The 24,016-nt window shown below is 44.1% G+C and carries 13 protein-coding genes; 1 reads left to right on the top strand and 12 read right to left on the bottom strand.

Translation table 11 applies throughout. The features are described from left to right. Positions 1-26: 26 nt before the first annotated feature. The 7 genes from cysW to mutS all read right to left on the bottom strand — a co-directional run bounded on the left by cysW (position 27) and on the right by mutS (position 10,336). Complete coding sequence (cysW, locus tag H6F41_RS00170) at positions 27-896, bottom strand: sulfate ABC transporter permease subunit CysW (protein ID WP_190401455.1); 870 nt, start codon at positions 894-896, stop codon at positions 27-29. Beyond that, on the bottom strand, positions 889-1,707 hold the full coding sequence (cysT, locus tag H6F41_RS00165) for a sulfate ABC transporter permease subunit CysT (protein WP_242022851.1): 819 nt from the start codon (positions 1,705-1,707) through the stop codon (positions 889-891). The genes cysW and cysT overlap by 8 nt, the downstream gene beginning before the upstream one ends. 46 nt (positions 1,708-1,753) lie before the next feature. After that, on the bottom strand, positions 1,754-2,812 hold the full coding sequence (locus H6F41_RS00160) for a sulfate ABC transporter substrate-binding protein (protein WP_190401692.1): 1,059 nt from the start codon (positions 2,810-2,812) through the stop codon (positions 1,754-1,756). Between the two features lie 195 nt (positions 2,813-3,007). Next, positions 3,008-4,354 (bottom strand): hemolysin family protein, encoded by a 1,347-nt coding sequence (locus H6F41_RS00155; protein WP_190401453.1) that lies wholly within the window; start codon positions 4,352-4,354, stop codon positions 3,008-3,010. Positions 4,355-4,490: 136 nt separating this feature from the next. Continuing rightward, complete coding sequence (gene malQ / locus H6F41_RS00150; RefSeq protein ID WP_190401452.1) at positions 4,491-6,020, bottom strand: 4-alpha-glucanotransferase; 1,530 nt, start codon at positions 6,018-6,020, stop codon at positions 4,491-4,493. A 141-nt stretch (positions 6,021-6,161) separates the two neighbouring features. After that, a complete protein-coding gene (locus H6F41_RS00145; protein WP_190401451.1) occupies positions 6,162-7,448 on the bottom strand; it encodes a late competence development ComFB family protein in 1,287 nt (428 codons plus the stop codon). A 230-nt stretch (positions 7,449-7,678) separates the two neighbouring features. Further along, positions 7,679-10,336: a DNA mismatch repair protein MutS gene (mutS, locus tag H6F41_RS00140; protein WP_242022849.1), complete on the bottom strand. Its 2,658-nt coding sequence runs from the start codon at positions 10,334-10,336 to the stop codon at positions 7,679-7,681. A gap of 252 nt (positions 10,337-10,588) precedes the next feature. On the opposite strand from mutS, the gene H6F41_RS00135 reads away from it, so the two are divergent. Next, positions 10,589-11,671, top strand: a complete 1,083-nt coding sequence (locus H6F41_RS00135; RefSeq protein WP_190401450.1) for a metallophosphoesterase family protein — start codon at positions 10,589-10,591, stop codon at positions 11,669-11,671. A gap of 53 nt (positions 11,672-11,724) precedes the next feature. Here the strand turns inward: H6F41_RS00135 and recN are convergent, their stop codons facing one another. The 5 genes from recN to H6F41_RS00110 all read right to left on the bottom strand — a co-directional run bounded on the left by recN (position 11,725) and on the right by H6F41_RS00110 (position 24,012). Then, entirely contained in the window at positions 11,725-13,524 is a 1,800-nt protein-coding gene (recN, locus tag H6F41_RS00130; RefSeq protein ID WP_190401449.1) for a DNA repair protein RecN, read from the bottom strand. Positions 13,525-13,583: 59 nt separating this feature from the next. Next, positions 13,584-19,055, bottom strand: coding sequence for a hybrid sensor histidine kinase/response regulator (locus H6F41_RS00125; protein ID WP_190401448.1), 5,472 nt, complete (start codon positions 19,053-19,055; stop codon positions 13,584-13,586). Between the two features lie 53 nt (positions 19,056-19,108). Beyond that, positions 19,109-21,466 carry a methyl-accepting chemotaxis protein gene (locus H6F41_RS00120; RefSeq protein WP_190401447.1) on the bottom strand — a complete coding sequence of 786 codons (2,358 nt, stop codon included), beginning with the start codon at positions 21,464-21,466 and terminating at the stop codon, positions 19,109-19,111. Between the two features lie 82 nt (positions 21,467-21,548). Then, a complete protein-coding gene (locus H6F41_RS00115; protein ID WP_190401446.1) occupies positions 21,549-22,076 on the bottom strand; it encodes a chemotaxis protein CheW in 528 nt (175 codons plus the stop codon). 412 nt (positions 22,077-22,488) lie between these two features. Further along, complete coding sequence (locus H6F41_RS00110; RefSeq protein ID WP_190401445.1) at positions 22,489-24,012, bottom strand: YifB family Mg chelatase-like AAA ATPase; 1,524 nt, start codon at positions 24,010-24,012, stop codon at positions 22,489-22,491. Positions 24,013-24,016 lie beyond the last annotated feature (4 nt).

Genomic DNA, 24,016 nt, shown 5'->3' with positions numbered 1-24,016 from the left:
CAGGTATTTGTAAACCTCCTTATTAATTAACTACGCGAGTTGGAATTGTGGGTTCTACGTTCCAAAATCTCTTTGAGAATAAGAGTGACAACTGCTAGCAGTGCTAATAGAACCGCCGCCGAATAAGCCGCTTCAGTTTCGTATTGTTTATAAGCTTCTTCAACAAATAGTGGCAAACTTTGGGTCTGGGCAATGATATTTCCCGACACCACCGATACCGCACCAAATTCACCCATAGCCCTCGCATTGGTCAGTACCAACCCGTAAAGTAAGCCCCAACGAATGTTGGGAATCACCACATGCCAAAAGATTTGAAAGTCATTTGCGCCAAGGGTACGAGCTGCTTCCTCCTGCTCATTTCCCATTTCTTCTAGGACAGGAATCACCTCACGGGCAATGAAAGGCATACTCACAAAGATCGTGGCAAGGAGCATCGCAGGGAAGGCAAATACGATTTTGATGTTATTTGTCTCTAGCCATGAACCAAACCAACCAATGCGACCGTATAGCAAGACAATCATCAAACCCGCGACCACAGGCGAAATCGAGAAGGGCAAGTCAATAATGCTGAGTAACAAGGCACGTCCGGGGAAACGATGACGAGCAATTGCCCAAGCCGCACTGAGACCAAAAATTGTATTGAGCGGCAAAGAGATGACGGCGAGAAGAACTGTGAGTTTGACCGCATTTAAGAAATCGGGACGGGTCAAAGTGTTAAGCAGCGGTGCAAGTCCTTTGCTAAAGGCTTGGTAAAAAACATTGATTGCAGGAATCAAGAGAACTAGCGCTAGATAAACAAATGAGATTGTAATTAAAGCCGCAGGAATCCAACTTTTTTTACGGTTAATCTGGGCGGGTGCAGGGAAATCTTGATTTTGGATTACAGCCTTAGACATAGCGTTTACCCCATGCTTGTAATAGGTTAATCGCCAGTAAGCTGACCAGAGAAATGAGTAACATCACTGAACCAATCACGGTTGCACCCACATAGTCATACTGCTCTAACCGCTGAAAGATCAAAATTGGCGTGATTAGATCTTTAAAGGGAGTGTTGGAGGCAATGATGACCGTTGAGCCATATTCACCGACGGCTCGGGAAAACCCAAGGGCAACACCAGTCAAAATTGATGGTGCTAACGGTGGCAAAATCACTTGCGTAAATGTCTGCCAGTTAGTTGCACCCAAAGACCAAGCGGCTTCTTCGATTTCTTTCTCTAATTCCGTGAGAACAGGTTGTACGCTTCTAACGACAAAGGGTAAGGAAATAAACACCATAGCTGTCCAGACCCCAAGGCGACTAAAGGCAACTTGTATGCCAAAGGGTGCTAATAGGGAACCGATCCAACCATTTTCGCTGTAGACCGTGGCGAGGGTAAGCCCTGCGACGGCTGTCGGGAGAGCGAATGGTAAATCGACGACACCCTCTAGAAAGCGTTTGCCAAAAAAGTCATAGCGGACTAATACCCAAGCGATCAAAGTTCCGAATACGCCATTGACTGCGGCCGAGGCAAAGGCAGTCACAAAGGTAATTTCATAGCTAGAGACCGCCAGTGGACTAGTGGCTGTTTTCCAGAAACTCTCAAAGGGTTCGCTAGCTGCTTTGGTGACTAGGGCAATGATTGGCAAAATCAGCAAAAAGGTTAGGTAAACAAAGGTGATAATCCATGTCCAATGAATCTTGGAAAGCATTTTCAAAAATGGTTGCATTTGCGATCGCATTATGGGGATTTTTACTATCGGTCTAGAATTAGATCTAACGTTTCATCTTGGCTTGAATTTGGTCAAAAGCTGCGCCATCAGCGAAGAATTTTTTGTTAATGGCATCCCAACCGCCCAAATCCTTTACAGTTGCAAGATCCTTAACAGGTGGATAAAGGTCAACAAATTGTTTCTCTTTGGCAACAGTTGCCTCAACAGGACGAAAGCCAACCTTGGCAAATTCTGTTTGGGCTTCAGGGGTAAAGAGGTACTTGACAAAGGCCTCTGCAACTTCACGATTACCATGCTTGTCAATATTTTTATCCACCACTGCGATCGGATTATCAATGGAAACATTGACGGGCGGAATCACGTAATTTACCTTTTGTCCTTTTTGGGAAGCAAGGATAATTTCATTCTCATAGTTGATTAATACATCTCCCTGTCTCTGTTTAAAAAAAGCGTCAGTAGCTTCCCGCGCATCCCTAGCTAAAATTGGCACATTAGCGTATACCTTGATCAAGTCGTTAAAAAGTTGCGTGTCATTATCACTTTTTTTAATTAGTGCGTTCCAGATTGCAAGGAAATTCCATTTAGCAACACCAGAGGTTTTGGGATCAGCCGTAATTAATCTAATTCCCTCTTTCTTTAGGTCAGCATAGTCTTGAATATTTTTGGGATTACCTTCGCGTACTACAAGCACAGGAACTGACTGAGAAACAATCGATTGGTTTGGCAACTTTTCTTCCCATCCTTGATTGATCAAACCTGCCTGTTCAATTTTGCTGGTATCTCCCTCTAACGCAAGATGAACAATATCTGCATCCAGTCCATCAATGACAGCACGGGTCTGCGCTCCAGAACCACCATAGCTTTGTCCAAATGTAACTTTCTGATTATGTTCCTTTTGCCATTTTTCCACAAATTTAGGAATGATTTCTTTATAAGCTTGCTTAGTAACCGCAAAGGAGACAAGGGTTAATTGAACATCTTTTTTTTGTTCTGATGATGGATTATCAATACCACAAGCCGCCATCGTCATACTAGTTAATGCGCCAATTAGAAAAAAAGCGATAAAACTTTTTTTCCATCGGTAATTACATAAACTATGCATGTGATTGGCTAACTTTGCGATCGCAGTGACCATCCAACCATCAAAAAAATGTTTCCCTGAACTCATAAGCTTGGTATTTCTCAAAGAGCAATCTACGATATTCTTGTGGGAATACCGTATAAGAACAATACAATACTTTATCTTCAAAATCCATCGAAAATAGGGAGGCGCAATGCGCCTCCCTATTTTTAAAGTTTATGAACGTTTGGGACTATTCTTCGGATCTTCGTCAATCGGTAAGGCAGGGGGGGATAAGTTTACTAGAACTTTATCCACACGATTGCCATCCATATCCACGACTTCAAAGCGCAACCTTTCCCATGTGAAATGCTCACCCACCATCGGGATATGACGGAGATAAGTCATCATCAAACCGCCAAGGGTATGATAATTATGATCTTTTTCGTAGGGTAGTTCTTCAACTTCCAGAATCTCCTTGAGGCGATCGCTAGAGACCATGCCATCGATCAGCCAAGAACCATCTTCGCGCTGCATCGCGTCAGGATCACCTTGGCGATCGCTTGATGGCAAATCACCCACAATCGCCTCCAACAAATCAGTAAGCGTAACAAGTCCTTCAACGCCACCATATTCATCGGTAACCATCGCCACACGATCGCCTGATTGTTTGAACTGCTCCAAAACACTCAACGCACTGGCAGTCTCTGCAACGTATAGCGGTGGGCTACTTACTTTCACCAAATCAATTGGCTCACCATGTAAACTTGCATTCAGAAATTCTCTAATTTCCACAATGCCCACACAGTCATCAAGATTTTCTCTTGCGACAGGAAAACGCGAATGTCCACTTTCCAATACTTCACGTTGGGTTTCTTCAAAAGGGGCATCAACATCGAGCCAGTCAATTTCAGTGCGTGGAGTCATTAGGGATTTAATGGGGCGATCACCTAACCGAAATACTCGCTCCACCATGTCATGCTCAGCCTCCTCAAACATACCTGACTCAGCGCCTTGAGCGATCATTACCTTAATTTCTTCTTCAGTAACTTGCGCTTCTTCATTGGCTTGAATTCCTAATAGGCTAAGTAGTGCTTCAGTAGAAGCACTGAGTAGGTAGACCACAGGTGTACCAATGTTGGACAAAAAACGCATTGGTGGCGCAACTGCACAGGCAATTCTCTCGGCATTGCTCATCGCAAGACGCTTGGGTACAAGTTCACCAACTACCAAAGATAGATAAGTAATGATACCGACAACGATCGTAAAACTCAGGGTTTCACTATAAGGTTGGAGAATCTCGACGGTATTGATAGATTTCTCAAGGGTATTAGCTACAGTTGCGCCACCTAATGCACCGCTTAAAATCCCGATTAAGGTAATCCCAATTTGGACGGTTGACAAAAAATTATTGGGTGAAGCAATCAGCCTTAAAGCTGCTCTGGCTTTTGCATTTCCTTCCTTTGCCCATTGCTCTAGGCGCACTCTACGAGCAGATACGATCGCTAGCTCGGACATCGAAAAAACACCATTGGCAATAATTAGCAAAATGATGATTAAGGCTTCAAAAGCGAGGGAAGACATTTTTTTTGGTCAGAACGACTTTATGGGAATCGTTTGTGAAATTTATTAATAGTAGATATATATTCTCATACCAAATTTTGTGTCAAGTTGCTTAAGACTAAAATAAAAGGGTTCGCCTAGCGAACCCTTTTATTTTTTATCGGCTATAAAGTTGGGTAACTTCGAGGAGTCGTTCGCTAAGCTCTTGACTGAGCAAGTCAGGATCGCTATAACGCCAGCCCCAGTTACCCGTCGCTGTGCCGGGAGTATTCATCCGCGCACTGTTGTCCAAGCCCAGCACATCCTGTAAAGGTACGATCGCAATTACCGAGACTGCCGCCATTGCCATCTTGATGAGTACCCAATTAATCGGCTCACCTGCGGCAAAGCCGACAATATATCTGTAAAACAAATCCTTTTCGTACTTGCTTGCCCTTTGCCACCAACCCACGGCCGTGTCGTTATCATGAGTTCCTGTATACACAGCACTATTGCGGACATAGTTGTGTGGCAAATGAAAGTTGTCCGAGCCGCCGCCAAAGGCAAACATGAGTACCCGCATTCCCGGAAATCCAAAGTCATCGCGCAATTTATCAACTTCAGGAGTAATTACACCGAGGTCTTCGGCAAGAATTGGTAACTCACCCATGACCTCATTGAGCTTGGTAAATAGTTCTGTTCCGGGAGCAGTTTCCCATTCGCCTTTAATCGCCGTTTCTTCACCTGCGGGGACTTGCCAAAATGCCTCAAAACCTCGGAAGTGATCAATGCGAATAATATCAACGTAGCGGTTTAAAAAGCGGAAGCGATCGATCCACCATGCAAAATGCGTCTCTTGCAGATAATCCCAGTTATAGACAGGATTTCCCCAGAGTTGACCTGTGGCACTGAAATAGTCAGGTGGTACTCCTGCCATTTGTGAGACTTCGTAGGTATCAGGATCAAGGGCAAAGTTTTCGGGATTTGCCCAAACATCGGCGCTATTGTGAGATACATAAATCGGAATATCACCAATAATTTGAATGTTTCGCATATTGGCATATTGTTTGAGTTTCAGCCATTGATCAAAAAATATGAACTGGACAAATCGGTGAAACTGAATCTGATCTTGCAACTCTTCCCGCTTTTGTTGCATTGCCTGCGGCTCACGTTTTGCGATCGCAGGTTCCCAATTATTCCATGTGATTTCAGGATCTTGCTCATGCAAGGACATAAACAACACATAGTCTTCGAGCCAGTCAGATTCTTCGTAGCAAAATTTTTTGAACTGTTCTTGAATCAAATAAAGATCATGGTGATGCTGGAGATCTTGATCGACATAGCCTTGCTGGAAACGCTCAAAGGCAAGCTCTAGCAATTTGCGTTTGTATGGCATTACGGCATCAAAGTCAACACGGTCTTGAGCAAACTCAGGCATATCTTCCCAATCCTCTTCTTTTAGCAAATGTTGCTTTGCTAAAAGTTCAGGACTAATTAAGTAAGGGTTACCTGCGATCGCACTGTAGCTCATATATGGAGAATTGCCGTAACCCGTGGGGCCAAGGGGAAGCACTTGCCATAGTTTTTGACCACTACGCGATAAGAATTCAATAAACTGATAGGCTGCTTCTCCTAAATCACCAATTCCAAATTTGCTGGGCAAAGATGTAGGATGCAGTAAAATTCCGCTAGCACGTTGAAAAGCCATACACACAAATTCTGAGATCTGGCTTTACTTTACAGCTTTACAGCGCTTTGCGCTGAACTAAAACCCGTAGGAATTTTTGAAAACGCCGAGAATCGGCGTTTTCAAAAATTCCTATGTACTTAACATGCAGCTTCTAGCTATTTAAATAATTCCATCAATTGCCATCTCTTCACGGGTGTAAGTAATCGGAAAATCTAAGAAGGAGGCATAGAGAGCTATTTCAGCAACTGCGGGAAATAGTCGCAAGGTACTAATTCCCAGATTTTTAGGATTATCAGCCAACCAGCCAAAGGCTTCTTTGGTATGGGTTTTAACTACTAAAACCTCGCCACTTTCAGACTCCACCAAAGAGAGTTCGGCATCTCCCGATTTTAAGTACATTTCACTGTAGATTTGTCCCAGCATCCGCCACTGTTGCCGCCAAGAAGTGAAACCTTGTTTTTCATATTCAAGGGCAGATTCTACTAAGGTAGCGACATTACGCCATGTGATATCACCTCTTTGAAATATTTGCCTTAGCTGTTCAATGGCTTGTTCGCACTCTTGCTCATACTTTAGCAGGGGTATGGGATCGGTAGGGCGACGGGGAGTTTTGCTCAAAGTCATCAAAGATTGAATAACTGTTGATTCAATTTGCGTAGATAGACGTTCTTTAGCCTTTTGGGTTTGCCAGATTACACCCTGCTCACTGGTAGCATACATAGCAGGTAGACGATTCAATGCATGGGCAGAAACATCGTCAATACTGACCTTGCGGGGTAAGACGTTCTCCATGTGATTCAATTGATTAGGAACTTCTTGAGTTACCAAGCTTTCTAAGACATTCACCAAAAAGTAAGAGGCTGAAATCAAATAGGAATTAAGCTCAGGATCGGGTAATTGACTATTTGTTGCGGTTTGCCAATCTCGATAATCATCTTTGGGCTGCTGGGCGGTATGGGAGATGCTGCCCTTACGTTGTAAATATCCTTTGATATCCCTTAATCGTTGACGGTCGGTAATACTGACGCTAGCTAAATCTGGCTTGCTAACCACTGAACCGAGTGCTTCTTGAAAAGCTTGGGGTACAGAATTCCACAACAAGGATGGCTTATTAAATAGTTTTTGAAGTTTGACTAAAATATGGGCAGGCGTTTCAATTTTTTCAGAAGCAATTTGTGTTGATTGTCGTAAAGGATCACGCCTTACACCTAACAATCCCTGTTGCACTGCGCTAACAATCTGATGTTTAAATTCATTATGCGCTCTTTTCCGTTGTTGCAGCCAACCTCTACTAGTGCTTGCATACAATGTGGGTAAGCGATTTAGAGCAAAAGCAGCTACTTCGCTTACACTAATCTCTTGGCTTATAGGTTGTTTAAGTTTTTTAATTTGATCCTGCACCTCTAAGACAACGATTTCCTCAAGGGCGTTTTTGAGGCTAGTCATAAGTTTTTTGCTGCTTTTTTGCTAATAGAGATTAAATATATTAAGGGTTTTGTGAATATTTTAGCGCTAAGACTAGCATGATTTTATTCTAGATATTCTAATATTGTTCCCAGATATATTGAAGTTAATACATCTAGTCAAACTTAATAAAGAAATCGACCTGTGAAACTAAGAAATAGCGGTGTGCGGCAAAGCCACACACCGCTATTTCTTGACGGGGAAGGGAGTAACTACTTATCACTAAAGATATTTAACTGTGATTGTTCTAGATTTGGCATGTCTTTATCCAATTTCTGCATCATGTTATTAGTTGAGTTGCCCGATCGCAATCCCGTGGCAATGTGACTATTTTTGGCAATTTGGGCGAGTACCTGTTTTGCTCGACTAATCACGCTAGGTGGTAAGCCTGCTAAGCGCCCGACTTCAATTCCATACGATCGATCTGCACCACCAGCTTGCACTTGATGCAAGAAAACAATTTCATCTTCTAATTCTTTGACCGTAACCTGAAAATTAGCCACATTGGGTAAGAGAGTCGCCAGTTCATTGAGTTCATGGTAATGGGTCGCAAAGATCCCGCGTGCTTTGATTTTATTAGCAATATATTCAGCAACTGACCATGCAATCGCCATGCCATCGAAGGTAGAAGTGCCACGTCCAATTTCATCGAGCAGGACGAGGGAGTTTTCTTTAGCATGGTTAAGAATATTCGCAGTTTCATTCATTTCCACCATAAATGTTGATTGTCCCGTTGCTAAGTCATCAACAGCACCAACACGGGTAAAAATGCGATCGCAAATTCCTAAGGTTGCTGATGCCGCAGGTATAAAGCTTCCCACCTGTGCCATCAGTTGAATTAATCCGACCTGTCGCAAATAAATACTTTTACCGCTCATATTCGGGCCAGTTAACACAATCAGATCGGGACAATCGGGAGACTGTTGATCGTGACCGAGATATGTGGAATTAGGAACAAAAAAGCCTGCGGGGAGTGATTGCTCGACGACAGGATGACGACCATTGTCAATTGCTATAGAGCGATCGCTAGTAATTTCGGGGCGGCAATAGTTATAGGTAACAGCAACTTCCGCAAGACTACACAACACATCGGCGGCAGCGAGAGCCGTGGCAAGGGTTCGCATCGGTTCGATATGTTTTGCAGCAAGAGTTCTTAACTCCACAAATAAATCGTATTCTAATTGCTTCAATTCACTATCAGAATTGAGAATCCGCGTTTCCCGTTCCTTGAGTTCGGGGGTAATGTAACGTTCCTCATTGGTGAGGGTTTGCTTGCGAATGTAATCCGCAGGGGCTTGCTCACTTTTGCCGCGAGAAATACTGATGTAATAGCCAAAGGCTTTATTAAATCCAACTTTGAGGGTGTTAATGCCCGTGCGTTCCTTTTCCTGCTTCTCAAAGGAGGCTAACCATTCCACATCATCGCGACTCTGTTGGCGCAGTCGGTCTAGCTGCTCGTTTACACCTGAACGAATAATATTACCTTCAGTGATATAAATTGGTGGTTCTTCAACGAGAGTCTTTTGTAATTGATCACCCAGTTGCAGCAGTTCCGATGGCACTGACTGTAACGCTTTTAAATAGCGCGAATGGGATTTAGCAACCACATCCGCAACATCGCGCATTCTGTCTAGGGATACAGCTACAGCAATTAAATCGCGACCATTTGCCGTACCCGCACCGATGCGACTGCATAGCCTTTCTATGTCATAAATTTGACTCAAACAACTTCGCAAATTCTTACGGAGAGAATGTTGTTTGTAGAGTTCTGTAATTGTATCGAGTCGTTCATTAATCGCGGCGATATCCTTAAGCGGTTGCAATAGCCAACGACGCAAGGCACGGCTACCCATGCCTGTCGTGGTTTTATCCAGCGCCCATAGGAGTGAACTGTAATAAGTCCCATCGCGCACGGTTTGAGTAATTTCTAAATTGCGGCGCGTTTGATTGTCGAGAATTAAATAATCTGCGATCTCATAAGTAGAAATACCTTGCAATGGCATCTGCACACTTTTTTGAGTGGATTCGAGATATTCTAAAATTCCACCTGCGGCGCGAATTGCTAAGGGTAAAGATTTACAGCCAAAACCTTCTAACGATCGCACGCGGAATGTATCAAAAATCCTTTGCTTGGCTTCGGCTAAGGCAAAACTAGATTGCGATCGCGGTGTATAGCAAAAACTCTCAGGTAAAGCGCTATAGGGCTCAGGTAAAGTCGATTGTTTCTTTTGCGAAATTCCTTCCCAGAATGCTTCGGCTTTTTCAGCTTTGGACCCCCGAAATAATTGCGGATTCGGCACATCAATGGGAATGAGAACTTCCGCAGGTTGTAAGCGTAATAATTCTTGAATTAAATGATCAATGCTATTTAACTGGGTAACGGAAAACTCGCCTGTGGAAATATCGGTATAGGCTAAGCCCCAATTTTCTCCACCATTTGCGATCGCAACTAAGTAATTATTTTTTTTCGCCGCTAGCATTCCCTCCTCGATTACAGTTCCGGGGGTAATCACTCGCGTGACTTCACGGCGGACTAAACCCTGTGCTTCTGAAGCCGCTTCCATTTGATCACAAACTGCGATCGAGTAGCCTTTTTCGACTAATTGATTGGCATAGCGATCAAGGGCATGGTGCGGAATCCCTGCCATGGCAATTCGCCCAATTGCCTTACCCCCATCGCGTCCCGTTAGCACTAATTCCAATTCTCGCGAAATTAGTTCTGCATCCTCAAAAAATGCCTCAAAAAAATCCCCTAATCGATACAACATCACCGCGTGGGGATATTGATCTTTCATTTCGATGTAATGCTGCATCATCGGTGTGAGGGCAGCACGATTGACTTGAGCAGACGACAGAACTAATTCAGCCATTCAAATTTTGGACAAAAACAATGTAACCAAACCATTGTAAACGGCATTTTGGCTTTGTATAGCTAGCTATAGCCATTTACGTTAGGACAAATCCAAAACCCAAAATAGAGTTGCGGCGCGAAGCGCCGCAACTCTATTTTGGGTTTGCGTTTTAACTTGCTTGACTATAGCTACATAGCCAAGATCTTGCGATCGCCTATATCTAGCTATACCCTATAATCGTAAAGGTAATTATTCATGGTTTGGATCTAGGTGGCACTTAAGTTTAAATTTGCGATCGCTTCCGATTTGCATATCGCATTGCCCCACACGATTTGGCAACATCCTGCGCGATTTCATCTCGTTGAGTACAGCATCCCTGCCTTTGAAGAAGTGCTTTCGCAATTGGCTAATTTAGATTTAGACTTTCTGCTCTTACCCGGAGATCTCACTCAGCATGGTGAACCTGAAAACCATCGATGGTTATCAGAACGACTAGCACAGCTTCCCTATCCTGTGTATGTGATTGCAGGAAATCATGATGTTCCTAAGCTAGAAACCTTTGATAAATTTACACCGCACTATACTAAATTTGGTTTTGAGTCTGGGATTAGTGACCCCCATAAACTCTATTATGAATGCGAAGTATTACCTAATGTCCGCTTAATTGGATTGAATTCTAATCAATTCGATGTCGATGGGCAGCAAATTGGCTGGATTGATGATGAACAGTTGTTTTGGTTGGAATCGGTTCTCGCAAATCAAGATTATGAATTGAATCTAGTGACGATTCATCATAATGTGTTGGAACATATGCATGACCAGTCGCGCAATGCCTTGGGCAAGCGCTATATGCTGGGTAATACCGAGCGGTTGTGCAAGATTTTACATCAGGCAAATGTCAAGCTTGTTTTTACGGGACATTTACATGTACAGGATATTGCCTACAGCGATCGCTACGATCTCTATGACATTACTACAGGCTCTTTGGTGAGCTATCCCCACCCCTATCGAGTTCTCAACTATACTTCTGATGAATCAGGTGAGCGTCTAGAAATAGAATCTTTTCGGGTCAAATCGATCCCTGAACAAGAGGATTTCTTACATTTCTCGCGTGAGTGGATGGGCAATCACTCCCATCCTTTTGTCCTGAGATTACTGACGCATCCACCTCTCAATTTGCCACTAGAGCTAGCTGAAACCCTGACCCCTGAACTCCGCTATTTCTGGGCATATATTGCCGATGGTGATGCTAAATTTGAGTTTCCCAATTTCCCTTTGGTGGCAAAAGAATATTTTGAGGCTTTTAGTGACATTCCTCCCAAGGATAACAATATTACGCTAGTTCTTAAATAGCTACTCTCACCATTCAAGCTGTGGTACAGCCTACGCTAAAGCTTGGAAAATAATTAAGAATGTGCCTTGATCGCGGCGGCTTGTTCTAGTAACGATTCCGCAAAGGCGATTGCTTGCCCTACCGTACTATCAACTTCTTCCTTAACTACATTTTTTGATTTTTCCTTTTTAACTTTACCCTGCTCAACACTTTTACCTGAAGCAATTTGGGCAAGCTCCTGTTTCCGTTCCTCTAGTTCCAAAAGACGAATTTGGACTTGCGTACGATCGCAAATCACTTGTTTGCTGACGTGGAAATGACGATCGGCAATCGCGGCAATCAGTGGCTGGTGCGTCACACAGAGAATTTGGGCAGTCCGACTTAGTTGCCAAAGCTGGGTGGCGATTGCCTGAGCAACGCGACCTGAGACCCCCGCATCGATTTCATCAAAAACCATTGTGCCAACTTTACTATGGTGGGATGCTGTCATAGTCTGAGTTTCTTGATTTTTTTGCTGCACAAAGCAGGTTTTTAGGGCTAGTAAAAAGCGACTCATTTCACCTCCCGATGCAGTTTCAGCGAGGGGTTGTAAAGGTTCACCAAGGTTAGGGCTAAACTCAAAGACAATGCGATCGCAACCTAGGGCAGTCGGTTCAGTTGGGTAAATGCCCACTTGAAACCGCACTTTTTCCATGGCAAGCATTTTCAAGGCTTCAATTTGGGACTGTTCCAGTGCGATCGCAGTTTGTCGCCGCAATTCCGTTAATTTTTTACAAGCCTTGAGTAATGCCTGTAAATCTGCCGAGGCTCTACGTTCTAAATCCTCAATCGAAATACTTTGATCAGTTAACTCCGCCAGTTCCAGTTGCAGCTTTTCAGTGTAGGCAATGGCTTCAGGTAAAGTGCCATATTTGCGACAAATTTGCTTAATTTGGTTAATCCGTTGTTCGATCGCTTCTAATTGTTCAGGGTCTGACTCAAGACGATTCGTATAATTATTAATTTGTCGTCCCGCTTCCTCAACTTGCGCCAGTGCACTTGATACCAATTCGAGAATGCCCTCAATGTCCCTATCAAGGGTCGTCATTTCCGTCAGGATCGATTCTGCTTGCCCCAATAAATCGGCGCAAGCATTGCCACCATCATTCTGATAAAGTGCCTCATAAACAGCATAGCCCTGCTTTTGCAGTTCTACACTATGGGCGAGCCGATTGCGATCGCTTTCGAGGTTTTCTAATTCATCGGGATCGCCTAAATTCGCCGATTCTAGTTCTTTGAGTTGATAGCGTAACATATCCAAATGCTGCAAACGATTACGCTCATTTTGTTGTCGTTCAAGCAAGGCTTTCCGTGATCGCTCTTTGGTATCAAATAACTTCGCAACCTTTTGTCTTTGTGCCAATAAAGCCTGACTAAAAGTTTGATCGCCAAAGCTATCCAGCCATTCCCGTTGTTGGGCAGCCTGACTCAGCAAGATCGTCTGTCCCTGTGCCGTGATTTCTACAAGGTGATCGCGCAACTCTTGAATCTGCTGCTTATTGACAACTACACCGTTAACGCGAGTACGATTGCTCCGTACTGTAATTTCGCGACTACAAATCAAGGTTTCGGCATCTAGGGCATCAATTTCCTGAATTTCTAACCAATGGGTAATCTGCGGACTTGTGGAAAAAGTTGCTTCAATATTGGCACGAGTCGCCCCTGTTCTAATCATCCGCGCCGATACCTTGCCACCTAGTGCTGCGTCCAAAGCATCTAGGACAATCGATTTGCCTGCACCTGTTTCCCCTGTGAGGATATTCAGCCCTGCATAGAGTTCTAGCTCGAGGCGATCAATTAGGGCAAAGTTTTCAATTTTGAGGCTCAGCAACATAATTTTTGTGAAGGTTCTGCGGTTGTAATTTTGCCCTAGGGCAAAATTACAACCAAATTCTAGATTGGCAGAGTTTCTCCATTGAGCAGGCGCTTGGAGGCACTGAGTAATTCTTCTTCAAGGTATGGCTTGGTGAAGTAGCCCTTTGCTCCAAACTGGATGGCTGACTGACGGTGACGATCGGCTCCGCGTGAGGTCAACATCGCTACAGGAATATGATTTAGACGAGGATCTTCTTGCAGTTTAGATAACAGTTCCAATCCATCCATCCGTGGCATTTCAATGTCACAGAAAATCATGTCACAGGGCAGCCCTGCACGCAGTTTTTCCCACGCATCCTGTCCATCTTTGGCTTGCTCAACACGATAGCCAACCTTAGCAAAGGTTAGTGATAACAGTTCACGTACTGTAATCGAGTCATCGACGATCAGCACGGTTGGGTCAGCCGTTACATCTTCTTCGACCATCGGCTGAATCGTCATACCAGAGGTGAGCGGACGCAAGCGACCACTGGCAATGTCAAATAGCTCAAGTACGTTGGCGATCGCCATCACGCGACCATCCCCTAGCACCGTTGCCCCTGCAATTCCCGCAGGTTGAGGAATTGGCCCCTCTAGTTGTTTGATTACAATTTCATATTCACCGAGGAATTGATCGACCTGTAGCGCCATGTAATTAGTATCGTTGCGAAGCACAATGATACAGACTTCATCGTTTTCCTGTTTACCATAGACATTGCTGCGGCTAAGGTGACGACTATAGGAGAGCAAGTTGGAGAGATGTTGCAATGGTAAAACTGTATCGCGCCAATTTAGGAAAGATTGTCCATGTTCATCGGTCATAATCTGGCTAGTGGGAACTTCCATCATGTCCTCACAGCCATCAACAGGGAAGGCAACACGGGCGCGATCGCTAATACAGAAGATCGCCTTAGAAATACTGAGCGTTAGGGGTAAGCGAATTGTAAAGGTTGTCCCTTTACCCAGTTCCGACTCCACAATAATTGCGCCCCGAATATCATCCAAGCAGGTTTTGACCACATCCAGACCAACGCCCCTGCCTTTAAATTCATCGGCTTGGGCGGCGGTACTAAAGCCAGCTTCAAAGAGTAATCCGTAAACTTCTGTGTCATTGAGTCGATCAACCTCAGATTGCGATCGCACTCCTTTAGCAACGGCACTCTTCTTAACTTTTTCAGTGCTAATTCCCGCACCATCATCACTGATAGAAATAACTGTTTGGTTACCTTGGTGATAAGCCCGTACAGTGAGACGACCAACTGGCATTTTGCCAGCCGCTTGGCGGGTGGCAGGATCTTCTAAGCCATGGTCGATCGCATTATTGACAAGGTGCGTGAGTGGATCGGTCAGGGACTCTAAAATTGCCTTATCAATTAAGGTTTCTCGCCCAAATATTTCTAGCTCCGCCTGTTTACCAGACTTCAGAGCGCGATCGCGAATTCCTCTCGGCAAGCGATCAGTAATCTGTGCGAAGGGAACCATGCGCGACTGTTTCAAATCGTCTTGGACTTGTGTGGTAATTGTCCCCAACTGGCGAGTGACCTGATCGGTTTCACCGACCACAAACTCAATGTCCGAGGCTGATTCGCGCACTCGCACGATCAACTCAATAATCTCTTGAGACAAAACGTGGAAGGCATTGTAGCGGTCAAATTCAATCCCTTCAAACTCATTGGTCACAGAGCTATTATTAGAACTAGAAAATGAACTGGAAGAGACTTCTGCATAAGCTCGGCTACCCCGACCTGCGGTGAGGGAAGCCTCCAACAAAGAGCGATCGTATTGATCACGCATTCTTTGTGATACATCTCCTAATAATTGCACTTGGTGCAATAGATTGGTGATGAACTGCTGCAAGCGCTCTTGCTCCTGTGCCAAGAGATTGCGATTGACAACCAGTTCCCCCACAAGGTTATTCAGACTATCTAGATACTTAACATCAACCCGCATGGTTGAGTCTACTATCTTCTGTTTGCGTGCCGTCGCAATAGGGCGGTTTGCTGCCCTAGTTTTGATGGGGCCAACATCCTTGGCAAATGCTGTCTGGAGCATACTCTCCAGTTCATCAAAATCATCGGTAGATTTTGGTTGAGCCATGTCCACGACTCTATTAGCAGGTTGCACTTCCGTCACAGGTGCAGCTAAACCACCCGATTCATCGCCCAGTAAAGCTTCTAAGTCATCAAAATTGATATCGTCATTGAAATTTGCGGAGGGAGGCTGTGTTGGAGAAGGGGTAAATTGTTGATTAAAATTTCCACCAGCATTATTAATATCCTGAAGCGGGTTGCTCACCTCGCCAATCATGGCTTCTAGATCATCAAAGTTAAACTCATCGGCACTTGCAGCCATTGGCTCACCTGCATACTCAGCATTACTAAGTTGGTTGTCGCTTGTAATATCTAGCGCTACATCTATATTCTGATCTATATCAAAATCTGATGTTTCAAATCTATACTCGGCCGCGTCAGTAATTCCATTTAGAGCATCTAGCTCACTTATTTCGTCGAAACCAATGGGAGATTGATCACTAATATTTGCGATCGCAATATCATCGTCGTCATCTTCATTGGCTTGTAGCAGACTAATGTCATCGCCATCCTCCTCATCACCTTGGAAGAAATCCGCCAAATTATCAAGACTGGTGCTGACGGTAACATCATTTGCGATCGCGATACTAGTATCCATGTCTGATCTTTCTGAAAATCCTCCAAGATCCGCATCGACTGTACCTTGGTCATCGACTTCTGCAAAGAAATCTAGGCTCGGCTGATCATCTTTTCCTGAAATGTCATCACCAAAATCACTCCAATCATCAAGATTATCAATATCTTCTGAAGTATCAAAGAAATCACCTAGAGATTCAGCATTATTAGCAGCAGTGGATGGCTCTAGAACATCTTCGACAAACCGCGACTCACCGACACTTTCCGATGGATGATCAAAGAAATCACTTAGTTCATCAGCATCGTTAAAATTGTGAGAACTAGTCATCTCTACTTGCTCCGCAAGTTCATCTGCTAAGACTTCATGATCTTCTTCCATATCAAAGAAATCACCCAAGTCATCTGTAGTAGTGAATTCTGCATTACTTAATTCATAGTCAAAGTTTTCCGCATCATGAGTGAAGTCAAAATCTGTTGCAGGTGATTCAGAATCCGTAAAGAAATCCTCTAAATCAGCAGTATTACTAAATTCTCCATGGGAAGAACTAATTTCATTTAAAGATGCGTCAGATTCAGAACTAGCAAAAAATTCATCAGCACTAAGTTCTGGCTGATTCAACTCTGGCGGACTAGTTTCTTGGGCAATCTCGGCAATGTTGTCGATGGAATCACTAATCAAAGCATTATGTATGTCATCACCTATGCTGTCTCCAGTAGTTCCATTGTCATCCGCGGCAAAGAAGTCACCTAATTCATTCATGCTATTGATATCATGAGATTCACTGACTTCATCATCATTATCAAATCCCAACTCTGCAAATATACCGAGATTACCAGTGTCGCTAGTATCAAGGTCACCACTTTCTAGAATTTCGGGATAACTATCATGGGGCTCAATCTGTTGTTCTTCATCAAAAAGCTGCCGATTTTCAACAAATGCGTCCTGCTCCTGAACATCTTCACCCGAATCCTCCAACAAAACTTCTTCAAGGCTTGCACCGATCGCAAAAGGATCATCAAGCAAGGTCATCTCTTCTTCAAAGAAAGTTAAAGCAAAGGGATCACTTGAATCATCATCTTCCATTGCGATCGCATCAAGTCGCTCATCAAGCGTCTCATCGGCATGGAGATCTTGAAGAGCTTGAGGCTCTATTTGCTCATTTTTAGGCAGATCTATTGCCACATCCTCAGTGATGTCAACAGGTTCACCGACAACAAACTCGCCAATCTCATCTAAATTGTCAACTTCTAGCGCAGTCTCAGTTTGAGAATCGACAATAACTGCGTCGGTAAAGCCATCCGTAAAATCAATCGGCTCCTCTTCTGTCAGCTCCTCCATCGCATAATCAACGGCATCAGTAAAATCTAGATTTGGTAAACTCTGATCTTCGGCAATATCAAGGCTAACGTCCAAATCTTCGGGAAATAGGTCATCAGCAACTTCTTCAGGTTGAGATGGCTCATCAGAGAAATCTCCAAATAGAAGATCCATACTTGAGTCTTCATTGTTTGTCTCAGCCCCAAAGAATTGACTAGTTGGAGAATCATCACCTAATAGATCCGCAAAATCATCTCCCCCCATACTGACATCACTACCTTGCTTTGCCATCTGATTCTCAACTGTTTGCATATCCTCCCAAGCAGTATCAAAATCCAGGCTGTCATTCTCAAATAGACTGGCAAGGGTTTGCAATTCAGGAGCCTCCATCTTGAGACCTTCCCCTTCATCTATTTTCTGATTTTCATCAATGTCGTACTCACTTTCCATCCAATCAGTTTGATCAATTTGACTATCGTCAATACTGGTCAGGTCAAACGCATCTTCTGCATTTTGTTCCACAAGAATGGCAAACTCTGATTCCTGTTGATCCAGACCATCCCAATCTAACTGATCGACAGCGGCATCATCATTTGGCTCTGAATCTACGAATGCCAAATCTTGATTAATATCTGACGATGATCCTTCCGTAATATCACCAGCCGATGTCGTGAAGATGGTACTAACTTCATCGTCTTCATCAATAACGGGTCGATAGGGCAGTAGATTTTGCAGTTGCTCAGACACCGTAACTTCCGATTCCCGCTCCGTCAACACCAATTCCTGAGCATCCTTGATCTCCCTAATTAAGATTGGTGCAAGGTTACGATAGGAATGATCTTGTTGTGCGATCGCAGTTTTAATTTGAGTGATCAAATAATTCCAGTTAGCTAGTTTAAAGGTATCGCCCACCTCCTGAAAATAATCGCAAATCCCCTGTAACTGCGATCGGCTATCGGCGTTATCTTCCATCCGAAATATTTGGAGCATATCTCGCATTTTGGTCGTAACTTCCTGTTGAAACACGACTTTTTTAGAAGGTGCTAATGGTTCTGCAATAATTTTGTCTACAGAAGAATCAGACTTGTCTCCATGCAAATCTTGGACTAATTGATTGAGATATGACTCCAATTCCGCAAATATTGGCTTAACTCGACTATTTGTCTCAGCCGTCAGTTCTTCTGATATTTCATGATTACTTTGCAGTTCATCTAGCAACTCGGCTAAAGGATCAAACCCTGCTAGCAATAGACTCTTTAAACGCTCATCTACCTTGATCTGGGAATTTTCTTTAATGATTTTAAAGAAATCTTCTAATCGATGGGAAACATGCTGGATGCTACTGACTCCCAACATTGCCGAACCACCTTTAATAGAGTGAGCGGCTCGAAAAAGTTCATTAATGGATTCAGAATCGTCGAGGATATCTTGCAAGTTTAATACACCTTGCTCAATCGTCTGGAGATGCTCACGGGCTTCTTCGATAAAGTAGCCCATAATACGCTGTTGTTGCTGGTCTGAGTTCATAACAGAATCCTCTCAAAGATTAGGGTGTAAGTGGTGAGCTAGAGGTAATAATCCTAACGACCTCCTCCAATTGTTTTGTCACCCGAATCAACGCGGAATCTTTCCACAGAATCTTGTAAACTGCGTGCAACACCCACTAGATTTTGGAGCGATGCCGACACTCTTTGTGACTCTTGGGATGTTTCTTGAGCCGTCAACTCAACTGACTGCATAACCTGCGACACCGTTCTTGATGTCTCGGTTTGTTTAACTGTATCTTCGGTGATGGATAGCACCAAAGTTTCAATGCGATGGGAAACCTGAATGATGTCTGTAAGCGATTGTCTTGCCTGTTCAGCCCTTTTCGTACCATCAATAACCTGCTGTGTGCCAACTTCCATCGCCTGTTGCACATTACTAGTTTCACTCTGAATTTGCAAAACAATCTGTTCGATTTCCTTCGACGCTTTAGCCGCCCGATCGGCAAGCTGGCGCACCTCATCCGCAACGATCGCAAAACCACGACCTGCATCACCTGCCCGCGCCGCCTCAATACTAGCGTTAAGTGCCAATAGGTTCGTCCGTGAGGCAATTTGCGAAATTAAACCCACAATCTTAGAGATTTCTTGCGATGACTCACCAAGGCGTTTGACCTTCCGCGTGGTTTCTGCCACCGTCTCACGGATATCCATAATACCTGATACTGTGCGTTCTACCGCTTCCCCACCCTTGATTGCAGTCTCTGATGCTAGCTTCGCAACTTGATCGGCTTCACGCGCACTTTCAGCTACACGCTGAATCGACTCAGTCATCATTTGAACTGAATTCAAAGTGGTACTCAGTTCCTCGGCTTGACGTAATGCATCCGATGACAAACTACGGGCAAACGCTTCATTTTCTCGCGAACTTTCGTTCACCTGCTGCGCCGCAATTTTGACTTGGTTAACAATTTCACGGAGGTTTTGAATCGTTAAGTTAAACGAGTCAGCAACCGCGCCTAACACATCGGCGGTAACTTCGGCCTGTACGGTCAAGTCACCTCGCGCCGCCCCTTCTACGTCGTCAAGTAAACGAATTACCTGACGTTGTAAATCTTCTTTGGCTTGTTCCTGCTCCGATGCTTTGCGCTGGGCTTCACTAGTATTAGAGACAATCGATTGAATCATTTGGTTAAAGCTAGTCGCCAAGCGTCCAAACTCATCTTCGCTATAAATAGCAGCACGAGGACTCATATCGCCACGGATTACCGCTTCAAATTGAGCTTGTAAATTTTCTGTGGATTTTTCAATTAGTTTAGAAGAGCGCTGACCGAGACCCCATGCAATCGCCCCACTTGCCACCGCCGCCGCACTTGCCATCATCCAGCCCGTGTTGCGTAACTGTTCGCGTTGTCCCTGATCTTTGATTGTCCCCGTCGCAAAGTTAGTCACTAACCCTGCGGCAACCATCGCTACAACCCCCGATGCGATCGCAGTAATTACATTCTTGGTCTTGAGAGGCATGTTGTCGAAGGGGGAAAACAATCCCACTTGATCGGCAGCTTCAACCACCACGTCATGATTAGCTCTCTTAGATGTTGCATTTACCGAACTGTTGAGCGCCCCCAGTCCAAATAGCTCCGCTTCATTCTCGATTTGCCTTGTTGGGCTTGGTCTAGGTGACATCATGTCTTGGTTGGCGATTGATGTCGTATTTGCCCCTCCTGAAGTCGAAAAATCTTGGTTACTAATCCCTGTACTAAAATCTGCCATCGATAAATCGGATACCATCTGCGTGGTGTCAGATTCTCCGAATGAGTTGGAAAAGCTAGAAAAAGACGAATTATCGATATCATCGAAGTCATCAAATTCATCCATAAACACAACGTCGTTATCGTTCTTTCCAATACTTGGAGCGAGAGGATCGTAACCAGTATTAAAGTCAGGCTCTCCTACAACTTGCGTTTGATCGGCATAGCCGTAGCCACTAGCATCATTCGCACTAAAATCATCAAATGCAAACTCATTATTGAGATTTGATGGACTACTTAGCCCATCTCTATACTCTTGATCCCAAGACTCTTGACCATAGGTTTCTTGACTATAGTTACCATCCTCAAAGGCATACTGACTGCTAGTCATACCGTCTGGGTTATAACCATTAGTGTCACTATCTAGATCTAGCCTTTCCTTTGCTGCAGCAATACCACTATGGGCATATTCCAAAATTGAGTTGTCATCGGTTAACTTCAGAACAGTCTCATACTCACCAATTGAATCTTGGTAACGTTCGAGGGCTAGGTTAATGTGAGCATGGAGTAAGCGGTACATCGGATCGCTAGGACAAGCTTGAACCAGTTCCTCAGTCAATTTGCCAGCTTGAGCGTAGTCTCCCTGCATATAAGCCAAGGAAGCTTTTTCATATTCTTTTTGGTGCTGTGTGCTTAATGCCATCTGTGCTTTCTCCTAAAATCCCTGACCTTTGCTCGAAATCATCTACTATTTACAACCGTTTAACCTTATAGCCACATTGTGGCTATGATGCCCATCGTGCTGACCGCAAAATATTGACATGATCGAGCAATTTCAGAGGCTCGCTATCTTCCATTGTCCACTCACCTTTAATAAACGGAGCCATACTATCAGAACTACCTCTAGAGACACTTAGTAGTCCTGAATCCAGCCAAGCCATTACACCAATTTGTTCTACCGCTAAGCCTAACATCATGCCCTGATCTTCGATCGCAATGATCGAAATTTCTGAGCGATCCGTATTTACAGGGGTAGATCCTCCCAAGAATTGCCCTAGATCTCCTACCCAAATTACTCTACCGCGAATATTAACCGTACCTAATAATAGAGGCGAAACATTTGGCATCGGATTAATGCGATCTGGTGCATATTCCAAAACTTGGCTAACGCCGATGGCAGGCAAAGCAAACTCAATGCCAGAAGCTACAAAAAATCTTAAATGTAGCTCACCTTCTGGCGCTTCAATACCTTGATGATCAAAGTCATTTACTTGATCCTGTCCGCCAGGGAAGAATTCTTGGTTTCCGACCATAATTTGAGCATCTCTACCTTGCAAAATAGCAATTTTCTAAGGGCGAATAAATCGCATTTAATATCTTCAGTTTTTTTAAATAGCACATTGCTTATTCAAGCATTGATAACCCTGAGGCAATCTTAAAGCATTGATAGTAGCTAACAGACCTTAAATAATCAAGAATTGTCTAGACTTTTGATGTTTTTATGCCGACCCCTCTGATTTTTTGTAGTAGCTGTTTGACTGTACTAACTAAACTCCTGTGGCTGAAGACGAAAGTCAAGACACAAATTAGCATATATGGCGCTTTGTGCTTATGGTTATCAAAATATCATGAAGTTGATAATTCCATCTGTAGTTGAGTGATCAAGGCTGAATAAGAGTTGCGGCGCGAAGCGTCGCAACTCTTATTCAGTTATGAGATTTGAGATCAAGTCACCCGATCAAGGGTGCGATATTGAACTGCTTCGGCAATATGGCTCACTTGAATATTTTCAGAATTAGCAAGATCAGCGATCGTTCGCCCTACTTTAAGAATGCGATCAGTCGCACGGGCAGACAAGCCTAACCGCTTAATTGCCGCTTCTAATAAATCGCGTGAGGGATCATCTAATTTGCACCATTGCCGCAAATGTCTGGACTGCATCTGAGCATTGCAATTTACCTTAGCTTCTTGCTGAAAGCGATTTTGTTGAATTTGTCTTGATGCCTGCACCCTCTCTTTGACCACACTTGAGTGTTCTCCCTCTTGTGATCGCGTCATTTCTTCAGGCTTTAATCTGGACACAGTTACTTGCAGATCAATGCGATCCATTAAAGGTCCTGATAGCCTTGCCCAATATTGTTCGCGCTGGCGTGGTGTACAGGCGCAAGGCTGAATCACATCACCGTAATAACCGCACTGACAAGGATTTGTACTTGCGATCAGTGTAAATTGGGCTGGGAAGGTCACTGATTGACGGGTGCGGGAAATACTCACAAATCCATCTTCTAAGGGCTGGCGTAAGAACTCCAATACGTCTCTCTTAAACTCTGTTAGCTCATCCATAAATAGCACCCCATTTGTGGCTAGGGTTATCTCCCCTGGGCGTGGGAAACTGCCACCACCAACTAGTGACGGGCCAGAGGCGGAGTGATGGGGACTACGAAATGGGCGATCGCAAACGAGTCCTTTGCCTTTTAACAAACCAGCCACTGAATGAATTCGGGTCACTTCTAGCGCTTCGTCGAAGTTCATATTTGGCAAGATGCTGGGTAAACGTCTGGCTAGCAAGGTTTTCCCAGACCCAGGAGGACCGACAAAAATTAGATTATGACCACCTGCGGCAGCAATTTCTAGAGCGCGGCGGGCATGTTGCTGACCTTTAACATCCTTGAGATCTAGTTTTAACTCGCTTTGATGCCACTTCATTTCAGGGTCGGCAACTACAGGCGCATATTTGTCGGGTTTGGCTAAAAAGTCTCCTACCTCTGTAATACTCTGTAATCCGTATACAGATAAGCCCTTGACTAGGGCAGCTTCTTGAGCATTTTCTTTGGGAACAACAATGCCAACTATGCCCAGTTTTTGAGCTGCTGCTGCGATCGGTAATACTCCTGAGACTGGACGCAGTGATCCATCTAGCGAAACCTCGCCCAAGAATAGATGATCACCTAATAGTTGTGGATCAACCTGTTCGGAGGCGGCAAGAATGCCAATACTGATTGGAAGGTCAAAAATGGGACCCTCCTTGCGTAGGTCGGCAGGGGTAAGGTTAATGATAATCTTCCGCATTGGGAAGGCATAACCAGCATTTTTGATGGCAGCTTTTACCCTTTCACGACTTTCTTGTACTGCTGTATCTGGTAAGCCTACTAAAGTAATGCTTGGCAATCCTCCTGAAACGTCGACTTCTACACCGACTTGAATTGCATCTATACCTAAAATTGCGGCACTCCAAACCCTTGCTAGCACTTTT

It is taken from the genome of Pseudanabaena mucicola FACHB-723, from assembly GCF_014696385.1.
Lineage (GTDB): Bacteria > Cyanobacteriota > Cyanobacteriia > Pseudanabaenales > Pseudanabaenaceae > Pseudanabaena.
This window is presented reverse-complemented; position numbering and strand designations above follow the sequence as displayed.

Bases quoted from the DNA above. Each gene is read 5' to 3' on its own strand.
- mutS (WP_242022849.1), bottom strand. From the start codon at position 10,336: ATGGCTGAATTAGTTCTGTCGTCTGCTCAAGTCAATCGTGCTGCCCTC.
- H6F41_RS00125 (WP_190401448.1), bottom strand. From the start codon at position 19,055: ATGAACTCAGACCAGCAACAACAGCGTATTATGGGCTACTTTATCGAA.
- H6F41_RS00115 (WP_190401446.1), bottom strand. From the start codon at position 22,076: ATGGTCGGAAACCAAGAATTCTTCCCTGGCGGACAGGATCAAGTAAAT.
- malQ (WP_190401452.1), bottom strand. From the start codon at position 6,020: ATGGCTTTTCAACGTGCTAGCGGAATTTTACTGCATCCTACATCTTTG.
- H6F41_RS00160 (WP_190401692.1), bottom strand. From the start codon at position 2,812: ATGCATAGTTTATGTAATTACCGATGGAAAAAAAGTTTTATCGCTTTT.
- H6F41_RS00155 (WP_190401453.1), bottom strand. From the start codon at position 4,354: ATGTCTTCCCTCGCTTTTGAAGCCTTAATCATCATTTTGCTAATTATT.
- H6F41_RS00145 (WP_190401451.1), bottom strand. From the start codon at position 7,448: ATGACTAGCCTCAAAAACGCCCTTGAGGAAATCGTTGTCTTAGAGGTG.
- recN (WP_190401449.1), bottom strand. From the start codon at position 13,524: ATGTTGCTGAGCCTCAAAATTGAAAACTTTGCCCTAATTGATCGCCTC.
- cysW (WP_190401455.1), bottom strand. From the start codon at position 896: ATGTCTAAGGCTGTAATCCAAAATCAAGATTTCCCTGCACCCGCCCAG.
- H6F41_RS00120 (WP_190401447.1), bottom strand. From the start codon at position 21,466: ATGGCATTAAGCACACAGCACCAAAAAGAATATGAAAAAGCTTCCTTG.
- cysT (WP_242022851.1), bottom strand. From the start codon at position 1,707: ATGCAACCATTTTTGAAAATGCTTTCCAAGATTCATTGGACATGGATT.